The organism is Saccharopolyspora cebuensis, assembly GCF_039542665.1.
Taxonomy (GTDB): domain Bacteria; phylum Actinomycetota; class Actinomycetes; order Mycobacteriales; family Pseudonocardiaceae; genus Saccharopolyspora; species Saccharopolyspora cebuensis.
In genome coordinates this window covers 745,071-766,933 of the sequence record NZ_BAABII010000016.1, presented here as the reverse complement: position 1 = coordinate 766,933, position 21,863 = coordinate 745,071, and the positions used below count along the sequence as shown (strand labels likewise).

Here is a 21,863-nt window from a genome sequence, read left to right as displayed (position 1 = left end):
GCGCTGATGGTACTGCACTCGTGAGGGTGTGGGAGAGTAAGACACCGCCGACACATTACTGAGAGGGGTGGGGCACGGAGACGGTTTGGTCTTCGTGCCCCACCCCTCCTTTTTGCGTGTGGGGTTCCGGTCTGTGTGGTCCGGGGGCCCCGCTTTTTTGTCTGCGCCCCCAGCCGGGTCGCGGCTGGGGATGTCGGGTCGCCGAGTGTCGGGAAGTGGCTGGGGTCTTCTCGCCACTGCGGAGGTGCCGGACGGCTCGGCGTGCGAGTGCCAGGGACGGCTCCCGCTACCGGGACGGCCTGGTCCGGAGGGGCAGTGGGCGGTGCCAGCGGCCGGGAGCGGTCGCACCGGCCGGAGGACCGAGCCGACCACGACCGCGCGCTGCTCGCTGCCCGTGCAACGGGGTCACCGCGCGCGTCCGGCTAGGCCTTTTCCTCGTCGCCGTGCGGCATCATCGACCAGCGCCGCAGCGCGAAGAGCACGACTGCGAGCACCGTGGCGGTGAACATGCCCGCGCCTTCGCCGAGGAACAGGCAGGCGACCGCGAGCACCGCCGCCAACGCGCCCAGCACGGTCGTGAGGGAGAGCCCGGCGCGCACGCGCTCGATCGGCCCGGTTTCGCCGAGCCGGCGGGCCAGCTTGGGGTCGTCGGTGCTGAGCTGCTGCTCGATCTCCCTCAGGCGGCGCTGTTCGTCCTTGGGGAGCATGGCCACCTCCGCAGGTCCTCGGCCGGTTGAACAGATGGTGCACTGCGTGCGATGCCGCTGTGATGGGCCGGACGGCCCGGGCCGTCGATCGTGTTCGCGAGATCCGCGTGCCGGGGGCCGTCGCCGCGATCCGCGGGCCTGGCGCACCGCGTGGCCCGAGACCCGCATCGGCCACCTCGACGAACCACCCACCGCCGGACTGCTGGACGCCGGACGGGGTCGGGCGGGACTGGCCCGGACGACGTGCGCACCGCCGGAAACCGCATCCGGGAGGGCGGCGAGGCGGGCATCGCCGGGCCTGGGAAAAGGCCACCTCCGGTCAGCACCGCCGGCGACGGCGCCGCGGTGGTCCCCGGGACGGTGCGCTCGGCGCTCCGACCGGCCGGATGCCACCGCATCCCACTTCGGCATCGGGTTGGGCCCCTCCGTCGACGACTCCCGGTGACCTCTGATTACCCCCGGGAGCAGATCGTGAAACGGCGCCGCAGGTCAGCACGGGTGCCGAACGCACGAGAGGGCGGACGCACCAGGTGCGTCCGCCCTCGTGCGCGGTTCCGGTCAGGCCACCGGGGTGCGACCGGCGACGGTGAACTTCAGCTCGCCGTCCTCGACGTCGACCCGCAACGAGTCGTGCTCGTCGAGGGCACCGTCCAGCAGCAGGTCGCTGATCCGGTCCTCCACCTCGCGCTCGATGGCCCGCCGCAGCGGCCGGGCCCCGAACTCGGGCTGGTAGCCGCGCTCGGCGATCCAGTCGACGGCCGCCGGGGTGAACTCCACCCCGATGTCCCGGCTGCTCAGCCGCTCGACGGTGTGGTCCAGCAGCTTGCGCGTGATCAGCCGCAACTGGTCGCCCTCCAACCGCTTGAACACCACGATCTCGTTGATGCGGTTGAGGAACTCGGGGCGGAACACGTCCCGCAGCTTCGGCATGATGCGCTCGTCGAGGTCCGGTTCGCCCTCGCCGGTGCTGAACCCGATCGCGCCTCCGCGGCTGGAGACGACTTCCGACCCGAGGTTGCTGGTCATGATCAGCACCGTGTTGCGGAAGTCCACGGTCCGGCCCTGGCCGTCGGTCATCCGGCCGTCGTCGAGCACCTGCAGCAGCGTGTTGAACACGTCCGGGTGGGCCTTCTCGATCTCGTCGAGCAGGATCACCGAGTACGGCTGCCGCCGCACCGCCTCGGTCAACTCACCGGCCTCGCCGTGCCCGACGTACCCCGGGGGCGCGCCGACCAGCCGGCTGGCGGTGTGCCGCTCCTGGAACTCGCTCATGTCCAGCCGCACCATCCGGCGCTCGTCGCCGAACAGGGTCGCGGCCAGCGCCTTGGCCAGCTCCGTCTTGCCGACCCCGGTCGGGCCGAGGAACAGGAAGCTGCCGACCGGGCGATCCGGGTCGCCCAGACCGCTGCGGGACCGGCGCACCGCCCGCGACAGCGCGCGCACCGCGCTGTCCTGCCCGACGACGCGCTCGTGCAGCTCCTCCTCCAGGCGCTGCAACCGCACCTTCTCCTGCTCCGTCAACTGGCTGACCGGCACCCCGGTGGACCGGGAGATGATCTCGGCGATGTCCTCGGCGGTCACCTCCAGGACGTCGTCGGTCGGGACGCCGCCGAGCCCGTCGAGCTCGGTCTGCGCCTGCTGGATCCGGTCGCGCACCGTCGACGCCCGCTCGTACTCCTCGGCGGCGACGGCCTCGGCCTTCTCCTGCTCGAGCTGTTCGATGCGCTGGGCGAGCTCGCCCGCGCGGGTGTTCGACACCGCCGCCAGCCGCTTGCGCGCACCGGCCTGGTCGATCAGGTCGATCGCCTTGTCCGGCAGGAAGCGGTCGGAGATGTACTGGTCGGACAACCGCGCGGCGGCCTCGACGGCCTCCTCGGTGTAGCGGACCCGGTGGTGCTCCTCGTAGCGCTCGCGGAGCCCGCCGAGGATCAGGATGGTGTCGGGCACGGTCGGCTCCGGCACCTGGACCGGCTGGAAGCGGCGTTCCAGCGCCGGGTCCTTCTCGATGTTCTTGCGGTACTCCTCGAGCGTGGTCGCGCCCACCACGTGCAGCTCACCGCGGGACAGCCGCGGCTTGAGCATGTTCCCGGCGTCCACCGCGCCCTCGGCGCCCCCGGCGCCGACCACGGTGTGCAGCTCGTCGATGAACACGATCAGCCGGTCGCGCTGCTCGGCGATCTCGTCGATGACCTTGGTCATCCGCTCCTCGAAGTCGCCGCGGTAGCGGGTGCCCGCCAGCATGCCGGACAGGTCGAGCTGCACGACCCGCTTGCCCAGCAGCGCCTGCGGCACCTGCTCGTTGGTGATCCGCTGCGCCAGGCCCTCGACGATCGCGGTCTTGCCGACGCCCGCCTCGCCGATGAGCACCGGGTTGTTCTTGGTGCGGCGGGACAGGATCTCGACGGTCTGCTCGATCTCGTCGGCGCGCCCGATGACCGGGTCCAGCTCGCCCGCGCGGGCCTTGGCGGTCAGGTCCTGGCCGTACTGGTCCAGCGTGGGGGTGCCGGTGTCCTCACCGGGGCGCTCGGCGGTGCGCTGCTCGGTGCGCTCGCCGCGCGCGGCGGCCTGCATCCCCTCGGGCGTCATCCCCGCGGAGCCGAGCAGCCGGCCGGGCGAGGACTCCTGGTTGGCGGCCATCGCCAGCAGGACGTGCTCGGGGCCGATGTAGGTCGAGCCGACGGCGCGGGCCACCCGGTGCGAATCGGCCAGCGCGGCCTTGCCCTCCGGGGTCAGCGCGATGGCGCCGTCCCCGTCGGCGGGCTCGGCGGCCCGGGGCAGGTGCCCCTCGATCTCGGTGGCCAGCTCGTCGGTGTTCACCCCGGCCCGACCCAGCATGTCGCTGGTGGTGGGGTGCTTGGTCGTGGCCCACAGCAGGTGCAGGGCGTCCAGCTCGTTCTGCCCGCGCTGCCGCGCGAACCGCGCCCCTTCGGCCAGGAGCTGCTGGGCCTGCTCGGTCATCAGGTCGGTGATGTCGATCCGACGGGAGCCGGGCGCGGCGTCGCTGCCGGCGAAGAAGCGCGCGAAGTACTCGTCGAACGGTCCCGACCCGAAGCCGGCCGGTCCGAAGAACGTCGCCATGATTACCTCCTCGCGACGGTTGCCAATGTCCGCCGCCACCAAGTTGAGCCTTCTGCTATCAACCAACGTCAGTCTCGTGCGGGTAATTCCGAGCCGGGGATCTTGTGTCGGCTCTCACACCGCCCGGCGTCGCGGCCCCGCTCCGGTCCGGACCCGGCGAGCACCGCCCTACTCGCGGGAACAGGTCGCGGCGCGCTGTGATTCCGGTGCTCGGCGCCCGGCTTGACCTCCAGCGCGGTGCAGGTCGGAGGGTGGGCGCAGCGGCGAGGTTCGTCGCGTGGAGAGGAGTCGTCATGACGGAGTCAGTTCCCGGGAGCACCTTCGAAGCGGCCTACGCCGAGGGTTCCCCGCCCTGGGTGATCGACGCCCCGCAGCCGGCGATCGTCGAGCTGGAACGCCGGGGCGGCATCCGGGGCAGGGTGCTGGAACCGGGCTGCGGCACCGGGGAGCACGTCCTGCACCTCGCCGCGCTCGGCTACGACGTCCTGGGCGTGGACCTGGTGCCCGCCGCGGTGGAACTGGCCAGGGACGGCGCACGGCGGCGGGGGATCGAGGCGCGGTTCGAGGTGGCCGACGCGCTCCGGCTCCCGGCGGAGCTCGACGACCGGCCGTTCGACACCGTGGTGGACAGCGCGCTGTTCCACATCTTCGGCGACGTCGAGCGCGCCGCCTACGTCCGGAACCTGCACGCGGTGTGCCGACCGGGGGCGGCGGTGCACGTGCTCGCGCTGGCCGACACCGGGCCCGGGTTCGGACCGGAGGTCGGTGAGCCCGTGCTCCGGGAGGCCTTCGGTGCCGGGTGGCGGCTGGTGGAGCTGCGGCCGAGCAGCTACCGGGGCGTGGCCCGGGGCGAGTCCGCCGAGGCGTTCGGCGTCGCCCCCGGCACCCTCGTGGACCCGCCCGCCTGGCTGGCCACCGCCGTCCGGCTCTGACGGGTGCGGGAGAGGCTTCATGGCGGCCGGGGCGGCTGGCAGACTGACCGCATGATCGACGATTCCGCCTGCGGGGTCGCCCACGGCGGGGCGGCGGACGATCCCGAGGTCCGCGTGCTGGTGGCCGTGTTCGCCTCTCCCGTGTCCGGGTACCTGCTGCGCTACGCGCGCGACGCCGGTTTCCGGCCCGTCCTCGTCGAGCCCGACGCCGGGCGGGCGGCGGAGGCCGCCGCGCTCGACGTGCCGGTGGTGGCCTCGATGCCCGAGCTGGACGGCTCGGCCGATGTGGTGGTGACCGACCACCACCGCCCGGAGCTGGGGCCCGCGCTGCGCGACGCGCTGGCGGGCGGACCGCGGTGGATCGGGGTGATGGGCAACCCCCGCCACCGCGGCCCGCACGTCGAGGCGCTGCGCGAGCTGGGCGTGGGGGAGGCCGAGATCCTCACCGTGCACCGGCCGATCGGCCTCAACATCGGCTCGCGGCGCCCCGCCGAGATCGCCGTGGCGACGCTGGCCGGGCTGCTCGCCGACCGCAACGGCAAGCCCGGCGGCTTCGAGTTCTGAGCCGGTCCGCGGCCGGTCAGGCGGTCGTGGCGGACAGGGTGTCCAGCACGCCCTGCCCGTAGCTCTCCAGCTTGTGCTCGCCGACCCCGCTGACCGCGCTGAGCTGCTCCAGCGTCGTGGGGTGCACCGCCGCGATCTGCCGCAGCGTCGAGTCGTGGAAGATCATGAAGGGGGCCTTGCCCTCCTCCTTGGCGGTGGCGGTGCGCCACGCCCGCAGCTCCTGGAACACCGGTTCGGCCTCCGGCGGCAGGTCCTCGGCCGCGACCTTCGCGGCCTTCGGCGCCTTCGCACGCGCCCCGGCGGCGGGACGGGCCGGGTCGCGGCGCAGCCGCACCGGACGCGGGTCCTCGCGGCGCAGCACCTCGGAGCTGGCTTCGGTGAGCACCAGCGTGCCGTAGTCGCCTTCGACCGCCAGCAGGCCCTGGGCGAGGAGCTGGCGGATCACGCCGCGCCACTCGCCGTCGCCCAGGTCCGAGCCGACGCCGAACACGCTGAGCGCGTCGTGCCGGAACTGGGTGATCTTCTGGGTGGTCTTGCCGCGCAGGATGTCGATGACCTGGCCCGCGCCGAACTTCTGGTTCCGCTCGCGGTCCAGCCGCACCACCGTCGACAGCAGCTTCTGCGCGGCGACGGTGCCGTCCCAGGACTCCGGCGGGGTCAGGCAGGTGTCGCAGTTGCCGCAGGGGTCGGCGCGCTCGCCGAAGTAGGCGAGGAGCTGGGTGCGGCGGCAGTCGACGGCCTCGCACAGCGCGAGCATGGCGTCGAGGTGCCCGCTGAGCTGGCGGCGGTGCGCCGCGTCGCCGTCGGAGTTGTCGATGAGCTTGCGCTGCTGCACCACGTCCTGCAGGCCGTAGGCCAGCCAGGCCGTCGAGGGGGCGCCGTCCCGGCCCGCGCGGCCGGTCTCCTGGTAGTAGCCCTCGACGGACTTGGGCAGGTCCAGGTGGGCCACGAAGCGGACGTCCGGCTTGTCGATGCCCATCCCGAACGCGATGGTGGCGACCACGACCAAGCCGTCCTCGCGCAGGAAGCGGGACTGGTGCGCCGCGCGCGTCGCGCTGTCCAGCCCCGCGTGGTAGGGCACCGCGTCGATCCCGTTGGCGACCAGGAACTCGGCCGTCTTCTCCACGTCGGAGCGGGTCAGCCGGTAGACGATGCCGGCGTCCCCGGCGTGCTCGGCGCGGAGGAACTGGAGGAGCTGCTTCTTCGGCTCGTTCTTCGGCACGATCCGGTACTGGATGTTGGGCCGGTCGAAGCTCGCGATGAACCGCCGCGCGCCGGTCAGCTTCAGCCGGGTGGCGATCTCCTCGCGGGTGGCCTCGGTGGCGGTGGCGGTCAGCGCGATGCGGGGTACCGACGGCCAGCGCTCGTGCAGCACCGACAGCGCCAGGTAGTCGGGGCGGAAGTCGTGGCCCCACTGGGACACGCAGTGCGCTTCGTCGATGGCGAACAGCGCGATCTCGCGGCGGTCCAGCAGCCGCAGCGTCGAGTCCATCGACAGCCGTTCCGGGGCCAGGTAGAGCAGGTCCAGCTCACCGGCGAGCAGGTCGGCCTCGACCTGGGCGCGCTGCTGGGGCGACTGGGTGGAGTTGAGGAACCCGGCCCGCACGCCGAGCGTGGTGAGCGCGTCGACCTGGTCCTGCATCAGCGCGATCAGCGGGGAGATCACCACGCCGGTGCCGGGCCGCACCAGCGCCGGGATCTGGTAGCACAGCGACTTGCCGCCGCCGGTGGGCATCAGGACGAGCGCGTCACCGCCGCCGACGACCTGCTCGACGATCTCCTGCTGGGTGTCGCGGAACGACTCGTAGCCGAAGACGCGCCGCAGCACGTCGCGGGCGGCGTCGAGACCGGGGGCGAGATCAGGCGAAGCCACCCGGGCATCCTAGTGCCCGGCTCCGGAACGGCACGGCCGGTGGGTCGGCCGTATGCTCGCGGGCTCCGAGGCGTGCGATGGCGGGTGGGACGATGGCTGAGGTGGTGACCTCCAAGGCGGCCGGGCCGGTGGCCCGCGGCACCCGGCCGCGCAACCGGCGGGCGATGATCACCGCGGTGGCGGCGGACCTGTTCTACCGGGTCGGCTACGCGCGGGTGGGCATGAGCGACATCGCGGAGGCCGTCGGGGTCGGCACTTCCGCGCTGTACCGGCACTTCCCGGGCAAGCAGCAGCTGCTGACCCGGCTGGTGCTCGACGAGATGCGCCCGTTCAGCGAGATCAGCCGCTCGATCCGCGACCGCGAGGTCGGCGACGTGGTCGGCGCGCTCGCCGACGCGGCGCTGGAGCACCGGCAGCTCGGGGTGCTGTGGCAGCGCGAGGCGCGGCACCTGCCCGCCGAGCAGCGCGCGGTGCTGCGCGAGGAGTTGCGCGGGGTGGCGGCCGGGCTCGCCGGGGTGGCCGAGGCGTTCCGCCCCGGGTTGTCGCGGCAGGAGGCCCGGTTCCGGGCGTGGTGCATGTTCAGCGTGCTGACCAGCCCGTCCTACCACCAGGTGCAGTTGCCGAAGCGGGAGTTCGCCGAACTGCTGCGGGACATGGTGGTGGTCATCGGCGAGCAGCCCGCCGCCGCGCTGGCCCGCAGCGCCCCGCGCCCGGCGGAGTTCGACCAGCGGTTGCTGGCGGGGCGGGCCTCGCGGCGGCGGCGGTTGCTGGCGGCCGCCGCCCGGTTGTTCTCCGACCGGGGCTACGCGGAGGTGACCACCGAGGACGTCGGCGCGGCGGCGGGGATCGCCGGTCCGAGCCTGTACAACTACTTCGCCAGCAAGCAGGAACTCCTGCAGGCGGTGCTCAACCGGGGCATGGCGTGGCTGGAGGTGGACCTGGAGCGCACCCTGGCCACCACCCCGGCCGCCGACGAGGCGCTGCGCGCGCTGCTGCGCTCCTACATCGGCTTCGCCTACGACCACGGCCGGTTCATCGACATCCTGGTCAGCGAGGTCAACCACCTGCCCGACGCCGAACGGCACCGGGCGCGGCAGACCCAGCACGCCTACGTCGCCGAGTGGGTCGGCCTGCTGCGGGAGGCCCGGCCCGAGCTGGACCCGCTGCGGTCCCGGGTGCTGGTGCAGTCGGCGCTGACCGCGGCCAACGACATGGCGCGGACCGGGGCGGTGCGCGACGCCGAGGCGCTGCTGCGGGTCGGCGTCGCGCTGATGCTGGAGACGCCGGTCCCCGCCGATGTCGATCCGGACTAGGGGTGGTTCACTTAACTGAGGAACGGCCAGCTCAGCGCAGCGTGCAGGGTCGGCTACGGCTATCGAACAATCACTTGGAAATTGACCTCCGCGAGCTGGTTCGATTAGGCTCGCCTGCCGAAGAGGTCTGCCCGGGCGGGCGTCCCGGGCATCGCGGTACCGGGCGGTCCGGCCCGCGCCGTGGTCGTGCGCGGCGGCGGACCACGGTGAGCAGGTGACGAGAACAGGTTGGTTGCATGAGCAGCGCGACGGAGCCGGTCGGACAGCCGCCGGCTGACGTGCCGGACATCCACACGACGGCCGGGCGGCTGGCCGATCTGTACCGGCGCAACGACGAGGCGGTGCACGCGGGATCGGCGCGCGCGGTCGACAAGCAGCACGCCAAGGGCAAGAAGACCGCGCGGGAACGCATCGACATGCTGCTGGACCCCGGGTCGTTCGTCGAGCTCGACGTGCACGCGCGCCACCGCACCACCAACTTCGGGATGGATGCCGACCGGCCCTACGGCGACGGCGTGGTCACCGGCTACGGCACCGTCGACGGCCGCCAGGTCTGCGTGTTCTCCCAGGACTTCACCGTCTTCGGCGGATCGCTGGGCGAGGTGTTCGGCGAGAAGATCGTCAAGGTGATGGACCTGGCGCTCAAGACCGGGTGCCCGCTGATCGGGATCAACGACTCCGGTGGCGCCCGCATCCAGGAGGGCGTGGCCGCGCTCGGCCTCTACGCCGAGATCTTCAAGCGCAACACCCACGCCTCCGGCGTGATCCCGCAGATCTCCCTGATCATGGGGCCGTGCGCGGGCGGCGCGGTGTACTCGCCGGCGATCACCGACTTCACCGTGATGGTCGACCAGACCTCGCACATGTTCATCACCGGTCCGGACGTGATCAAGACCGTCACCGGCGAGGACGTGACCTTCGAGGACCTGGGCGGCGCCCGCACCCACAACTCCACCTCGGGCAACGCGCACTACCTGGCCACCGACGAGGAGGACGCGGTCTCCTACGTCAAGGAACTGCTGTCGTTCCTGCCCAGCAACAACCTGGCCGAGGCGCCGGTCTTCGAGGGCGCCGACACCGGCGCGGGCGCGATCGCCGACGCGATCACCGACGACGACCGCGAGCTGGACACCCTCGTCCCGGACTCGGCGAACCAGCCCTACGACATGCACGAGGTGGTCTCCCGGGTCGTCGACGACGGCGAGTTCCTGGAGGTCGGGGCGCTGTTCGCGCCGAACATCCTCACCGGCTACGGGCGCGTGGAAGGCCGTCCGGTCGGCGTGGTCGCCAACCAGCCGACCCAGCTCGCCGGCACCCTGGACATCGACGCCAGCGAGAAGGCCGCCCGGTTCGTGCGGACCTGCGACGCCTTCAACATCCCGGTGCTCACCTTCGTCGACGTGCCGGGCTTCCTGCCGGGCACCGGCCAGGAGTGGAACGGCATCATCCGGCGCGGCGCCAAGCTGCTCTACGCCTACGCCGAGGCGACCGTGCCGCTGGTCACCGTGATCACCCGCAAGGCCTACGGCGGTGCCTACGACGTGATGGGGTCCAAGCACCTCGGCGCCGACATCAACCTGGCGTGGCCGACCGCCCAGATCGCGGTGATGGGCGCCCAGGGCGCGGTCAACATCCTGCACCGGCGGCGGCTCGCCGAGGCGGCCGAGGCCGGGGAGGACGTCGAGGCGGTGCGGGCGGAGCTCCAGCAGGAGTACGAGGACACCCTGTGCAACCCGTACGTGGCGGCCGAGCGCGGCTACGTCGACTCGGTGATCCCGCCGTCGCACACCCGCGGCTACGTGGCGCGCTCGCTGCGGATGCTGCGCGACAAGCGGGCGAGCCTGCCCGCCAAGAAGCACGGCAACATCCCGCTGTGACGCGGGCGCCAGGACCGGAGGAACCCATGAGCGACGACGCCGACCCGCAGCGGCCGGTGCTGCGCATCGTCCGCGGCGCCCCCGACGACGTCGAGATCGCCGCGCTGACCGCCGCGCTGAGCGCGGTGGCGGCCGCGAACGTCCCCGCGGAGCCGGGCGAGCGACCGATGTCGCGCTGGGGCGACCCGGCTGCCGCGCTGCGGTACCCGGCGGGCCGCCGCCCGCTGCGGCCGGGCCCGCACGCGTGGCGGGCCTCCGGGCTGCCGTGCTGAAACCCGACGAGCTTCGAAACGCTATCCCGGCGTCGCGCCGGACGAAGAGGAGTTGACCACTGTGGACGTGACGCCGATCGGCAAGGTCCTGGTCGCCAACCGCGGTGAGATCGCGGTGCGCGTGATCCGCGCCTGCCAGGACGAGGGCATCACCAGCGTGGCCGTCTACGCCGAACCCGACGCCGACGCGCCGTTCGTGCGGCTGGCCGACGAGGCCTTCGCGCTGGGCGGCAGCACGCCGGGGGAGAGCTACCTGGTCATCGACAAGATCATCGACGCGGCCAAGCGCTCCGGCGCCGACGCGGTGCACCCCGGTTACGGCTTCCTGTCGGAGAACTCCGACTTCGCCCAGGCCGTGCTCGACGCCGGGCTGCTCTGGATCGGGCCGTCGCCGCAGGCCATCCGCGACCTCGGCGACAAGGTCACCGCCCGGCACATCGCCACCCGCGCCGGAGCGCCGCTGGTCCCGGGGACGAAGGACCCCGTGTCGGGTTCCGACGAGGTGATCGCCTTCGCCGAGCAGCACGGCCTGCCGGTGGCGATCAAGGCCGCCTTCGGCGGTGGCGGCCGGGGCCTGAAGGTGGCCCGTTCGCTGGAGGAGATCCCGGAGCTCTACGACTCGGCGGTCCGCGAGGCCGAGAGCGCCTTCGGCCGGGGCGAGTGCTTCGTCGAGCGCTACCTGGACCGCCCGCGCCACGTCGAGGCGCAGGTGCTCGCCGACCAGCACGGCACCGTCGTGGTCGTCGGCACCCGCGACTGCTCGCTGCAGCGCAGGCACCAGAAGCTCGTCGAGGAGGCCCCGGCGCCGTTCCTGTCCGACGAGCAGCGCCGCACCATCCACGAGGCCGCCCGGTCGATCTGCGCCGAAGCCGGTTACCACGGTGCGGGCACCGTGGAGTTCCTGGTCGGCCAGGACGGGACGATCTCGTTCCTGGAGGTCAACACCCGGTTGCAGGTCGAGCACCCGGTCTCGGAGGAGACCACCGGGATGGACCTGGTGCGCGAGCAGTTCCGCATCGCCGAGGGCCGGCACCTGGAGATCACCGAGGACCCGGCGCCGCGCGGCCACTCCTTCGAGTTCCGCATCAACGGCGAGGACGCCGGTCGCGGCTTCCTGCCCGCCCCGGGCACCGTGACCCGCTACGTCGCCCCGGCCGGGCCGGGCGTGCGGGTGGACGCGGGCGTGGAGACCGGCACCGTGATCGGCGGGCAGTTCGACTCGCTGCTGGCCAAGGTGATCGTCACCGGCGCCACCCGGCAGCAGGCCCTGGAGCGCTCCCGGCGGGTGCTCGACGAGATGGTCGTCGAGGGCATGGCGACCGTGCTGCCGTTCCACCGGGTGATCGTCCGCGACCCCGCGTTCACCGGTGCGGACGGGTTCGACGTGCACACGCGTTGGATCGAGACCGAGTTCGACAACACCATCGAGCCGCACACCGGCGGGACCCCCGCCGAGGACGAGGCCGAGCCGCGCCGGACCGTCGTGGTCGAGGTCGGCGGTCGTCGGCTGGAGGTGACGCTGCCCGCCGCCCTGGCGGCGACCGGCGGCGGTGCGGGCGGCGGGCAGCCCCAGCCGCGCAAGCGCTCGGCGGGCAAGTCCAAGGCCGCGGCCTCCGGTGACGCGGTGACCGCGCCGATGCAGGGCACCCTGGTCAAGGTGGCGGTGTCCGACGGTGACGAGGTCGCCGCCGGGGACCTCATCGCGGTGCTCGAGGCGATGAAGATGGAGAACCCGGTGACCGCGCACAAGGCAGGCACCGTCACCGGCCTGAGCGCCGCGCCGGGCGACCCGGTCACGCAGGGCACCGCGCTCTGCGAGATCAAGGGCTGACCACCGACCGGGGACGCACCGAGCGGGTGCGTCCCCGGCCCGTCAGACCCCGGCCGGGTCCTGCTCGGCGACGGCCCGGTCGATGTCGGCGGCCAGCAGGTCGTGGTTGAGGGCGATCGCGGCGGTCGATCCGGCGCTCGCGGCGTTGATCAACTGGGCCGGGTTGTCCACGACGTTGCCCGCCGCCCACAGTCCGTCGACGCTGGTGCGGCCCGACGGATCGACGGCCACCCAGCCGTTGTCGCCCAGCTCGCACCCCAGCCCGGTCAGCAGCTCGTCGTGCGGCACGAAACGAGGTCCGACGAACACCGCTGCCCGCGGTACCACCTGACCGCCGGCGAGTTCGACACCGGACACACCACCGTCGTCGGCCACGACCCGGGCCACTTCCCCGTCGACGATCCGGATCCCGCGCGCGGTCAGCCGCTCCCGTTCCTCGTCGGCCAGCTCGATCCGGTGGGGGAAGAACACCACGTCGTCGGACCACTGCCGCACCAGGTGGGCCTGGTGCAGCGTGAACGGCCGGTTGTCGCCACCGAGCACGGCGATCGGCGAGTCCCGGACCTCGTACCCGTGGCAGTAGGGGCAGTGCAGCACATCGTCGCCCCACCGCTCCAGCACGCCCGGGACGTCGGGAAGCTCGTCGCGCAAGCCCGTGGCCACCAGCACCCGGCGGGTCGTCAACGCCCTCCCGCCGGCCAGGTGCACCACGAACCCGGGTTCGATGCCGCGGACCCGATCGGTGAGCAGTTCACCTCCGTAGCGGGTCACCTCGTTCCGGCCCATCGCCAACAGCTCTGCCGGAGCGGTCCCGTCCCGGGACAGGAATCCGTGCAGGTGCCCGGACGGGGCGTTGCGCGGTTCACCGGCATCGACGACGACCACTCGTCGTCGGGATCGGCCCAGCATCATGCCGGCCGCCAGTCCGGCCGCGCCGCCGCCGACCACCACCACGTCGTATTCCATCGAGCACCTCCGCTGTCGCTCCCCGCCGTCCTGGCGGTTCCCGGAGCCGGGAAGTTAACATGTAGTTCGCTGGTTAACGAAAAGGTGATCATGGTTTCGATGCGCGCACGCACCCGTGAGCTGTGGAGCGAGCACAACCCCGGGCTCGACACCTCGCCGATGGAAGTGGTGGCGCAGGTCAAGCGCGTCGTCGCGGCGCTCGACCGAGCGGTTGCGCCGCTCTACGAGGGGGCGGCGCTGACCGCCGCCGAGGTGGAGTTGCTCGTCCCGCTCCGCCACGCCGACGAGCCGGTGACCGCCAGCGGGCTCGCCTTCCGCCTCGGCATGTCGCGGGCCGGAGTCAGCAAGGCCCTGGCCAAGATGGAAAGGCGAGGGCTCATCGCCCGCTCGGTCAATCCCGCTGATCGGCGCGCCGCCCTGATCAGCCTGACGGCGACCGGCGAGGACGCCATCGATCAGCTCTTCCCGCGCGAGCTCGCCGCGCACGCGCAAGTGCTGGCCGGGCTCGGGTCGGATCGGCAGCGCGTCGTCGACGCCCTGGCGCGCCTCGCCGAGGTCATGGAGGCGCACCTGGACGCCGACGCGGAGCGGTGAGCGGGTCAGGCGGTCTCGACCTGGAGGCGTCCGGCGGCGTGGTCGGCGCGCAGCTCGGTCTTGAGCACCTTGCCGCTGGGGTTGCGCGGCAGCGCGGGCAGCACCGCGATCCGCCGGGGCCGCTTGTACCGGGCCAGGTGCCGCAGGCACCACTGCTCGACCTCGGCGGCGGTGGGCGGGTCCTGCTGCTCGCGCGGGGCCAGCACCGCCAGCGGTGTTTCGCCCCAGCGCTCGTCGGGCACGCCGATCAGCGCCACCTCCCCGATCCGCGGGTGGGCGGCGAGGACGTCCTCGACCTCCGCGCAGTAGATGTTCTCGCCACCGGAGATGATCATGTCCTTCTTGCGGTCGACGACGTAGTAGTAGCCGTCCTCGTCCTCCCGGACCAGGTCGCCGGAGTGGAACCAGCCGCCGCGGAACGCCTCCGCGGTGGCCTCGGGCTTGCCCCAGTACTCCCGCATCACCATCGGGCTGCGGTAGACGATCTCGCCGACCTCGCCGCGCGGGACGTCGGCCATCTCGTCGTCCACCACCCGGACCTCGACGTTGAGCAGCGGCGTGCCGACCGAGCCGATCTTGCGGATCGAGTCCTCCCCGCGCAGCAGCGTGGTGACCGGGCTGCACTCGGTCTGGCCGAACGAGGTGGCGACCTCCGCCTGCGGGAAGGTGTCGATCAGGGTGCGCAGCAGGGTGGTGGACGCCGGGGCGGCACCCCAGGAGAGCCGGCGCAGCGCGGACAGGTCGCGGTCGCCGATGCCGGGCGCCGCGCAGATCGCCTGCCACTGCGCCGGGACCAGGAACACGCTCGAAACCTGTTCGCGCTCCATCAGGTCCAGGGTCGCGACCGGGTCGAACCGCCCGGAGGGCAGCAGCACGACGCGTCCGCCGCGCAGCAGGGTGGGCAGCATGCCGGCCAGCCCGGCGATGTGGAACAGCGGGGCGGCGGCCAGCCACACCGAGTCGTCCGGCGGCGCGCCCAGGTGCGCGATGTTGCTGAACGCGTGCATCAGCAGGTTCTGGTGGGTGAGCACCGCGCCCTTCGGCCGCCCGGTGGTGCCCGAGGTGTACATGATGAACGCCGCGTCCTGCTCGGCGACGGTGCGCTCGGGGAACTCCGGTGACGCCGCGGCCAGCGCGGACTCGTAGTCCGCGCACCCGGCGGCCGGGCCGCCGAAGGCGAGCGCGGCGGGTGCGGTGCCGGCCTGCCCGGCCGCTTCGGCCAGCACGTCGGCCAGCGCGGCTTCCACGACGACCGCGCGCGCCCCGCTGTCGGCCAGCAGGTAGGCGATCTCGTTGGCGACCAACCGGAAGTTCAGCGGGACGCAGATCGCGCCGAGACGCGTCGAGGCGAGGAAGGCCTCGACGACCTCCAGCGCGTTGGTGCCCAGGACGGCGATCCGGTCGCCCGGGCCGAGGCCCCGGTCGCGCAACGCGTTCGCCAGCCTGCTGACCCGCTCGTCGAGCTGCCGGTAGGTCCGGCGCGTCGTGCCGAAGCAGAAGGCGACGTCGTCGCCGCGGGTGCGGGCGTGCCGGGCGAGCTGGTCGCCCATCGTCATGCCGCGCCCGAGCAGCGCGGGAATCGGTGGAACGTCGGCGGAGAGCTGCGGGCCAGTGCTGGACATCGGCTACCTCGACGATGACTCGGTGGCTGCGGAGTGCCTCATGCTGGCCCGCGCCGGGGCGAGCAGTCAACCTTGACTGTCCGCGGTGGGGTGCGCTTGCATGTGCCGCTGGTGGCGGTCACCGCGGACCGCCCTCGGTCGAGGAGGAGCGCATGGACATCTCAGGCGGCGTGGCGCTGATCACCGGCGGCGCTTCCGGGCTCGGTCTGGCCACCGCCAAGCGGCTGCTGGCGGCGGGCGGTTCGGTGGTGCTGCTGGACCTGCCGGAGTCGGCGGGGGAGCGGGTGGCCGGTGAGCTCGGCGACCGGGCGCGGTTCGCCGCGGCCGACGTCCGCGACGAAGCCCAGGTCGCCGCGGCCCTGGACGTCGCAGCCGAGTCCGGTCCGCTGCGCGTGGTGGTCAACTGCGCGGGCACCGGCAACGCGATCCGGGTGGTCGGCAGGAAGGGTCCGTTCCCGCTGGCCGAGTTCAGCCGGATCGTGGAGATCAACCTGGTCGGCACCTTCAACGTGCTGCGGTTGGGCGCCGAGCGGATGCTGGCCTGCGAACCCGTCGGCGAGGAGCGCGGCGTCATCGTCAACACCGCCTCGGCGGCGGCCTTCGACGGTCAGATCGGGCAGGCCGCGTACTCGGCGTCCAAGGGCGGCGTGGTGGGCATGACGCTGCCGATCGCGCGCGACCTGGCCCGCCACCTGATCCGGGTGGTGACCATCGCGCCGGGGCTGTTCGACACGCCGCTGATGGCCGGGGCCTCCGAGGAGACCCGGAACTCGCTCGGCGCCCAGGTGCCGCACCCGCAACGGCTCGGCCACCCCGACGAATTCGGTTCGCTGGCCGCGCACGTCGTGGACAACCCGATGCTCAACGGCGAGGTGATCAGGTTGGACGGCTCGATCCGGATGGCGCCGCGCTGACCTCGCCGTCGAACAGCAGCTCGCGGGCCAGCGACTTCCACAGCGCCAGGTGCGGATCCGTCGCCGCCGGGCGGTCTTCGAACGCGTACGGCAGCGCGGCTCCGCGCATGCTGGTGAACAGCAGCTCCCGCAACCGCGGGTAGTTCGGGTGGGCGCACACCGCGGGGCCCCAGATCCGGTCCGAGACCGAGCGGATGGAGTCGCGCAGCGCCCGCTCCTGCGGGCGCAGCGCGGCGGCCAGCGCCGGATGCGTGCGCGCCGCCGTCCACAGCTCCATCGCGGCCCAGAAGTGCGGTTCCTGGAAGGTCTCCCACAGCAGCTCGATGCAGCGGTCCACCCGCTCCGGCCCGTCGGGTTCGGTGCCCAGCGCTTCGGCGACCCGCTGCTCGCTCTGCCCGATCCGGGCCACCGCGAGGTGCTGGGCCGCGGCGACGAGCAGTTCGTCCCGGGACGGGAAGTGGTGCAGCAGCCTGCCCCGGGAGACGCCCGCGCGGTCCTGGATGACCACTGTGGACGCCCCCGCGTACCCGTGCTCGACGAGGCAGGCCACCGCCGCGTCCAGGATCAGGGCGCGGCTGTCGGCGGTGCGCTCCTGGCGGCTGCGTGGTCCCTTCGTCGGTGTTCGTGCCACCGCACGAGGGTACCGGGCCGGGCCCGGGGCGCGGAACCGAAACAGTCGGCATTGACTGGAAGCGCCGGAGTCGTCAATCTCGAAGGGACCCGCCGCGGCGGACCGCGGACCCCAGGGGCAATCGAGGAGGAACCGTGCCAGACGCGGTGATCGTGGAAGCAGTCCGCACCCCGGTCGGCAAGCGCGACGGCGCGCTGTCCGGGGTCCACCCGGTCGACCTCTCCGCGCACGTGCTGCGCGGTCTCGTGGAGCGCACCGGCCTGGACCCCGCCGAGATCGAGGACGTGATCTGGGGCTGCGTCAGCCAGGCGGGTGAGCAGACGCTCGACATCGCCCGCAACGCGGTGCTGGCCGCCGGGTGGCCGGAGACCGTCACCGGCGTGACCGTGGACCGCCAGTGCGGCTCCTCCCAGCAGTCGGTGCACTTCGCCGCCGCCGGGCTCATCGCCGGGCACCACGACGTCGTGGTCGCCGGCGGCGTGGAATCGATGAGCCGGGTCCCGATGGGCTTCTCGGCGCAGGGGCACGACCCGCTGGGCGAGCGGGTGCTGGCCCGCTACGGCGGGGTCCGGCCGAACCAGGGCCTCGGCGCCGAGATGATCGCCGAGCGCTGGGGGTTCAGCCGCACCCAGGTCGACGAGTTCAGCCTCGGATCGCACGAGAAGGCCGCGGCGGCGCAGGACTCCGGTGCGTTCGACGACCAGATCCTGCCGATCACCACGCCCGACGGCACCGTGGTCCGCGCCGACGAGGGCGTGCGGCGCGGCGGCACCCTCGACAAGCTCGGCGGGCTCAAGCCCGCGTTCAAGGCCGACGGCGTGGTCACCGCGGGCAACAGCTCGCAGATCAGCGACGGTGCGGCCGGACTGCTCATGATGACCTCGGAGAAGGCGGCCCGGCTCGGTCTGCGCCCGATCGCCCGGGTGCACACCGCGGCGCTGGCCGGCGACGACCCGGTCATCATGCTCACCGCACCGATCCCGGCCACCCGCAAGGCCCTGGCGCGCAGCGGGTTGTCGGTGCGCGACATCGGGGTGTTCGAGGTCAACGAGGCGTTCGCGACGGTCCCGCTGGCCTGGCTCGCCGAGCTCGGCGCCGACGCCAAGGCGCTCAACCCGCACGGCGGTGCGGTCGCGCTGGGCCACCCGCTCGGCGGCAGCGGCGCGCGGCTGATGACCACGCTGGTGCACCACATGCGCTCGGCGGGCGTCCGCTACGGGCTGCAGACCATGTGCGAGGGCGGCGGGCAGGCCAACGCGACGGTGCTCGAACTGCTGTGAGCGCCGGTCCAACACCCACGACGTCGGTGCCGAGCGCGCCCCCGCGCCCGGTGATCGCCGGAGGAGACGCGAGATGACCCAGGTGGAGATCTCCCCCGAGGAGTTCCGGAACGAGGCGCGGGACTGGCTGGCCGCGCACGTGCCACCGTCCGATGTGGAGCTCGATGGAGCGGAGCAGATCGCGGTGGCCAAGCGGTTCCAGGCCGCGCTGGCGGACGCGGGACTGGCCGGGATCACCTGGCCCGCCGAGTTCGGCGGCCGGGGGCTGACCGCCGCGCACCAGCAGGCCTTCGACGAGGAGGCCGCCGACCACGACCTGCCGACCTCGCTGTTCATGATCGGCATGGGCATGTGCGGTCCCACCGTGGTCGACCTCGGCACCCCGGAGCAGAAGGCCCGCCACCTCCCGCCGCTGCTGCGCGGCGAGGAGGTGTGGTGCCAGTTGTTCTCCGAGCCCGGTGCCGGATCGGACGTGGCGAGCCTGCAGACCCGCGCGGTCCGCGACGGCGAGGGCTGGCTGGTCAACGGCCAGAAGGTGTGGACCTCCGGGGCGCAGCACGCCGACTTCGGCGCGCTGCTGGCCCGGACGAACCCGGACCTGCCCAAGCACCGCGGGCTGACCATGTTCATCGTGGACATGCGCGCCCCGGGCGTGGTGGTGCGCCCGCTGCGGGACATGACCGGGCGCGCGCCGTTCAACGAGGTGTACTTCGACGACCTGCGGCTGCCCGCCGACGCGGTGCTCGGCGAGGTCGACGCGGGCTGGACCGCCGCGGTGACGATGCTCGGTCACGAGCGCGTGTCCATCGGCGGTTCGGCGCGCCGCCGGGACGCGCCGCTGAACCCGGAGAACCTGGTCGCGCTGGCCCGCCGGGCCGGGCGGCTCGACGACCCGGAGATCCGCCGCGAACTCGCCGCCTACCACGCGGCGAGCCGGACCCTGGAGCTGTTCAACACCCGGCTGCGCCAGGAGGCCGACGCGGGCGTCGCGCCCGGGGCGCGCGGTTCGGTGGCCAAGCTGACCGGCGCCGAGCTGCTGTGGCGCGGGGTGGAGCTGGCCGGGCGGATCGCCGGGCCCGGGCTGCTGGCCTGGGACCGCGACGACGAGGACGCCGCCGAGCTGGCGCTGGCGATCAACGCGACCCCGGCGTCGAGCATCGCGGGCGGGACCAACCAGATCCAGCGGTCCATCATCGGCGAGCGCATCCTCGGGCTGCCCAAGGAACCGCAGGTCGACCGCGACGTGCCGTTCCGCGAGCTGCGCGTCGGAACCCAACAGCAGGGCTGAGTCGAGAGGAGCGCACCGACCATGCGGCTGGTGCTGGACAGCGAGCAGGAACAACTCCGGTCCTCGGTCCGCGATCTGCTGACCGACCACGCCCCGTCCGCCGCCGTGCGCGCGGCGATGGAGGGCGACGAGGGCTACGACCGCGCGCTGTGGCGGCGCCTCGCGGGAGACCTCGGCGCGGCCGGTCTGGTGGTCGGCGAGCGTCACGGCGGTGCGGGTGCCGGGCACGTCGAGCGCGCCGTCGTGCAGCAGGAGCTGGGCCGGGTGCCCGCGCCGGTGCCCTACCTCGCCTCGGCGGTCCTCGCGGTCGACGCCGTGCAAGCCCTCGGCGACGAGTCGGTCAGCGCCGAGCTGCTGCCCGGTCTGGCCACCGGGGAGCGGATCGGCGCGGTGGCCGCGGCCGGTGCCGACGGAACCTGGGGCGGTGCCGCGACGAGCGTCACCGCCGAGCACCGGGGTGGCGGGTGGTCGTTGACCGGGCGGGTCGCCCCGGTGCTCGCCGGGGACCTCGCCGACGTGCTGCTGGTGTTCGCCGGGACCACCGGCGGCGCGCGGTGGTTCGTCGTCGACGGCGGCGCCGAAGGCTTGGCGCGCACCGCGCTGGTCGGGCTGGACCCGACCCGCCGGATGGCGCGGCTCGATTTCGCGGGCACCCCGGCGCGCGCGGTCGACGGCGCTGGTTCCACCGGCGTGCTGGAGCGGGTGCGCGACCTCGCGGTGGTGGCGCTGGCCGCCGAACAGCTCGGCGTCGTGGAGCGGGTGCTGGCCGACACCACCGACTACGCCACCGCGCGGGTCCAGTTCGGCCGGGCGATCGGTTCCTACCAGGCGGTCAAACACCGGCTGGCGGACGTGCTGTGCACCCGGGAGCAGGCCACCGCGCTGGTCCGGTACGCGGCGTGGACCGCCGACCACGACCCGGACCGGCTCGCCGAGGCCGCGGCCCTGGCCCAGGTCCACCTCGCCCCGGCCTGCTTCCAGGCCGCGGCCGACGGCGTCCAGCTCAAGGGCGGCATCGGCTACACCTGGGAGGACGACGCGCACCTGCTGTACAAGCGGGCCAAGAGCGCCGAGGTGCTGTTCGGCACCCCGGGGCAGGCGCGGGACCGGCTCGCCGACCGGCTCGGCTTCTGAGGGCTGCGCCCACCGGCGGTCCGCGCGGCGGCGCGGGCCCGCGGTGGCTCAGGCGGTCGGGGAGCGGTCCTCACCGGACGGTTCGTCCTTGGGCGAGAGCACCGTGACGACGCTGGAATCGTCGGCCGCGGCCAGGCCCGCGCGTTCGCCGAGCAGGTAGAGCTGCTGCGCCGCACCGGCCAGCGGTGTCGGGACGTGGGCGTCGCGGGCCAGGTCGGTGACGATGCCCATGTCCTTGACGAAGATGTCCAGGCGGGAGCGGACTTCCGCGCCGTCGGCGTAGGCGTCCAGCATCCGGGGGCCGCGATCGGCGAGCATGAACGAACTCGCCGCGCCCTGGCTGAGCGCTTCCACCACCACCGACGGGTCCAGGCCGATGCCCCGGGCCAGCGCCACGGCCTCGGCCGCCGCCGCGATGTGCACCCCGGCGAGCAGCTGGTTGATCGCCTTGAGCGCCTGCCCGTCGCCGGGGCGCGGTCCGATCACGGTCAGCGTCCCGGCCAGCCGGTCGAGCACCGGTCGGGCCGCCGCCAGCGCCGCGTCCTCGGCGCCGACCACGATGAGCAGGTCGCCCTTGCCCGCGCGTAGCGGCCCGCCGCTGACCGGGGCGTCGACGAACCGCTGCCGCGGCAGCGCCGCGGCCAGCGCGCGCGCTCCGGGCGGGCCCACGGTGCTGGTGAGCACCACGGCCGCCCCGGGCGGCAGGGTGCTCGCGGCGCCGTCGGGGCCGAACAGCGCGGCCTCGGCCTGTTCCTGGTCGCGCACCGCCAGCAGCAGCACGTCGGCCCCCTCGGCCGCCTCGGCGGGTGTCGCGGCGGGGACGGCCCCCTGCGCCGCGGCGGCCTCGCGCCGCTGCTCGGCGACGTCGAACGCCGAGACCGGGAACTCCGGCGCCAGGCGGCCGGCCATCGGCAGCCCCATCGCGCCGAGGCCGATCACCGCGACCTGCTGGGTGGTTTCGGGCATGGCAGCTCCTCGTCGATCGGT

General features: G+C 73.4%; 18 protein-coding genes. 11 read left to right on the top strand and 7 right to left on the bottom strand.

Going from position 1 to position 21,863, the window contains the following annotated elements:
- Positions 1-422 precede the first annotated feature (422 nt).
- Both ABD976_RS23675 and ABD976_RS23670 read right to left on the bottom strand, forming a co-directional pair.
- The gene (locus ABD976_RS23675; protein WP_345366825.1) at positions 423-707 is read right to left on the bottom strand and encodes a DUF3040 domain-containing protein; all 285 of its coding nucleotides are present in this window, start codon (positions 705-707) and stop codon (positions 423-425) included.
- 558 nt (positions 708-1,265) lie between these two features.
- On the bottom strand, positions 1,266-3,785 hold the full coding sequence (locus ABD976_RS23670; protein WP_345366823.1) for an ATP-dependent Clp protease ATP-binding subunit: 2,520 nt from the start codon (positions 3,783-3,785) through the stop codon (positions 1,266-1,268).
- 293 nt (positions 3,786-4,078) lie between these two features.
- Here ABD976_RS23670 and ABD976_RS23665 point away from each other — a divergent pair, with 293 nt between their 5' ends.
- Together ABD976_RS23665 and ABD976_RS23660 are read left to right on the top strand one after the other, a co-directional pair.
- On the top strand, positions 4,079-4,717 hold the full coding sequence (locus ABD976_RS23665) for a class I SAM-dependent methyltransferase (RefSeq protein WP_345366821.1): 639 nt from the start codon (positions 4,079-4,081) through the stop codon (positions 4,715-4,717).
- Between the two features lie 51 nt (positions 4,718-4,768).
- Positions 4,769-5,281 (top strand): XdhC family protein, encoded by a 513-nt coding sequence (locus ABD976_RS23660; RefSeq protein ID WP_345366819.1) that lies wholly within the window; start codon positions 4,769-4,771, stop codon positions 5,279-5,281.
- Between the two features lie 16 nt (positions 5,282-5,297).
- On the opposite strand, the gene recQ is transcribed toward ABD976_RS23660, so the two are convergent.
- Positions 5,298-7,154 (bottom strand): DNA helicase RecQ, encoded by a 1,857-nt coding sequence (gene recQ / locus ABD976_RS23655; protein ID WP_345366817.1) that lies wholly within the window; start codon positions 7,152-7,154, stop codon positions 5,298-5,300.
- Between the two features lie 92 nt (positions 7,155-7,246).
- Here recQ and ABD976_RS23650 point away from each other — a divergent pair, with 92 nt between their 5' ends.
- The 4 genes from ABD976_RS23650 (at position 7,247) to ABD976_RS23635 (ending at position 12,447) form a co-directional block, all read left to right on the top strand.
- Positions 7,247-8,467 (top strand): TetR/AcrR family transcriptional regulator, encoded by a 1,221-nt coding sequence (locus ABD976_RS23650; protein ID WP_345366815.1) that lies wholly within the window; start codon positions 7,247-7,249, stop codon positions 8,465-8,467.
- 236 nt (positions 8,468-8,703) lie between these two features.
- Positions 8,704-10,344, top strand: a complete 1,641-nt coding sequence (locus tag ABD976_RS23645; protein WP_345366813.1) for an acyl-CoA carboxylase subunit beta — start codon at positions 8,704-8,706, stop codon at positions 10,342-10,344.
- A 26-nt stretch (positions 10,345-10,370) separates the two neighbouring features.
- Complete coding sequence (locus ABD976_RS23640) at positions 10,371-10,616, top strand: acyl-CoA carboxylase subunit epsilon (RefSeq protein ID WP_345366811.1); 246 nt, start codon at positions 10,371-10,373, stop codon at positions 10,614-10,616.
- Between the two features lie 61 nt (positions 10,617-10,677).
- On the top strand, positions 10,678-12,447 hold the full coding sequence (locus ABD976_RS23635) for an acetyl/propionyl/methylcrotonyl-CoA carboxylase subunit alpha (RefSeq protein ID WP_345366882.1): 1,770 nt from the start codon (positions 10,678-10,680) through the stop codon (positions 12,445-12,447).
- Between the two features lie 42 nt (positions 12,448-12,489).
- Here ABD976_RS23635 and ABD976_RS23630 read toward each other — a convergent pair whose 3' ends face one another.
- Complete coding sequence (locus tag ABD976_RS23630; protein WP_345366809.1) at positions 12,490-13,413, bottom strand: NAD(P)/FAD-dependent oxidoreductase; 924 nt, start codon at positions 13,411-13,413, stop codon at positions 12,490-12,492.
- Between the two features lie 99 nt (positions 13,414-13,512).
- Here ABD976_RS23630 and ABD976_RS23625 point away from each other — a divergent pair, with 99 nt between their 5' ends.
- The gene (locus ABD976_RS23625) at positions 13,513-14,007 is read left to right on the top strand and encodes a MarR family winged helix-turn-helix transcriptional regulator (RefSeq protein ID WP_345366807.1); all 495 of its coding nucleotides are present in this window, start codon (positions 13,513-13,515) and stop codon (positions 14,005-14,007) included.
- 5 nt (positions 14,008-14,012) lie between these two features.
- Here ABD976_RS23625 and ABD976_RS23620 read toward each other — a convergent pair whose 3' ends face one another.
- On the bottom strand, positions 14,013-15,563 hold the full coding sequence (locus tag ABD976_RS23620; protein ID WP_369775602.1) for a long-chain-fatty-acid--CoA ligase: 1,551 nt from the start codon (positions 15,561-15,563) through the stop codon (positions 14,013-14,015).
- Positions 15,564-15,781: 218 nt separating this feature from the next.
- Between ABD976_RS23620 and ABD976_RS23615 the strand changes: the two genes are divergently transcribed.
- A complete protein-coding gene (locus ABD976_RS23615; protein ID WP_345366803.1) occupies positions 15,782-16,543 on the top strand; it encodes a 3-hydroxyacyl-CoA dehydrogenase in 762 nt (253 codons plus the stop codon).
- Here ABD976_RS23615 and ABD976_RS23610 read toward each other — a convergent pair.
- Positions 16,506-17,174: a TetR/AcrR family transcriptional regulator gene (locus tag ABD976_RS23610; protein ID WP_345366801.1), complete on the bottom strand. Its 669-nt coding sequence runs from the start codon at positions 17,172-17,174 to the stop codon at positions 16,506-16,508. The two genes, ABD976_RS23615 and ABD976_RS23610, sit on opposite strands and share 38 nt — an antisense overlap.
- 134 nt (positions 17,175-17,308) lie before the next feature.
- Here ABD976_RS23610 and ABD976_RS23605 point away from each other — a divergent pair, with 134 nt between their 5' ends.
- The 3 genes from ABD976_RS23605 to ABD976_RS23595 all read left to right on the top strand — a co-directional run bounded on the left by ABD976_RS23605 (position 17,309) and on the right by ABD976_RS23595 (position 20,876).
- On the top strand, positions 17,309-18,454 hold the full coding sequence (locus tag ABD976_RS23605) for a thiolase family protein (protein ID WP_345366799.1): 1,146 nt from the start codon (positions 17,309-17,311) through the stop codon (positions 18,452-18,454).
- 73 nt (positions 18,455-18,527) lie between these two features.
- Entirely contained in the window at positions 18,528-19,742 is a 1,215-nt protein-coding gene (locus tag ABD976_RS23600; protein ID WP_345366797.1) for an acyl-CoA dehydrogenase family protein, read from the top strand.
- Between the two features lie 21 nt (positions 19,743-19,763).
- Positions 19,764-20,876, top strand: coding sequence for an acyl-CoA dehydrogenase family protein (locus ABD976_RS23595; protein ID WP_345366795.1), 1,113 nt, complete (start codon positions 19,764-19,766; stop codon positions 20,874-20,876).
- A gap of 48 nt (positions 20,877-20,924) precedes the next feature.
- Here ABD976_RS23595 and ABD976_RS23590 read toward each other — a convergent pair whose 3' ends face one another.
- Positions 20,925-21,842, bottom strand: coding sequence for an NAD(P)-dependent oxidoreductase (locus ABD976_RS23590; protein ID WP_345366793.1), 918 nt, complete (start codon positions 21,840-21,842; stop codon positions 20,925-20,927).
- Positions 21,843-21,863: the final 21 nt, after the last annotated feature.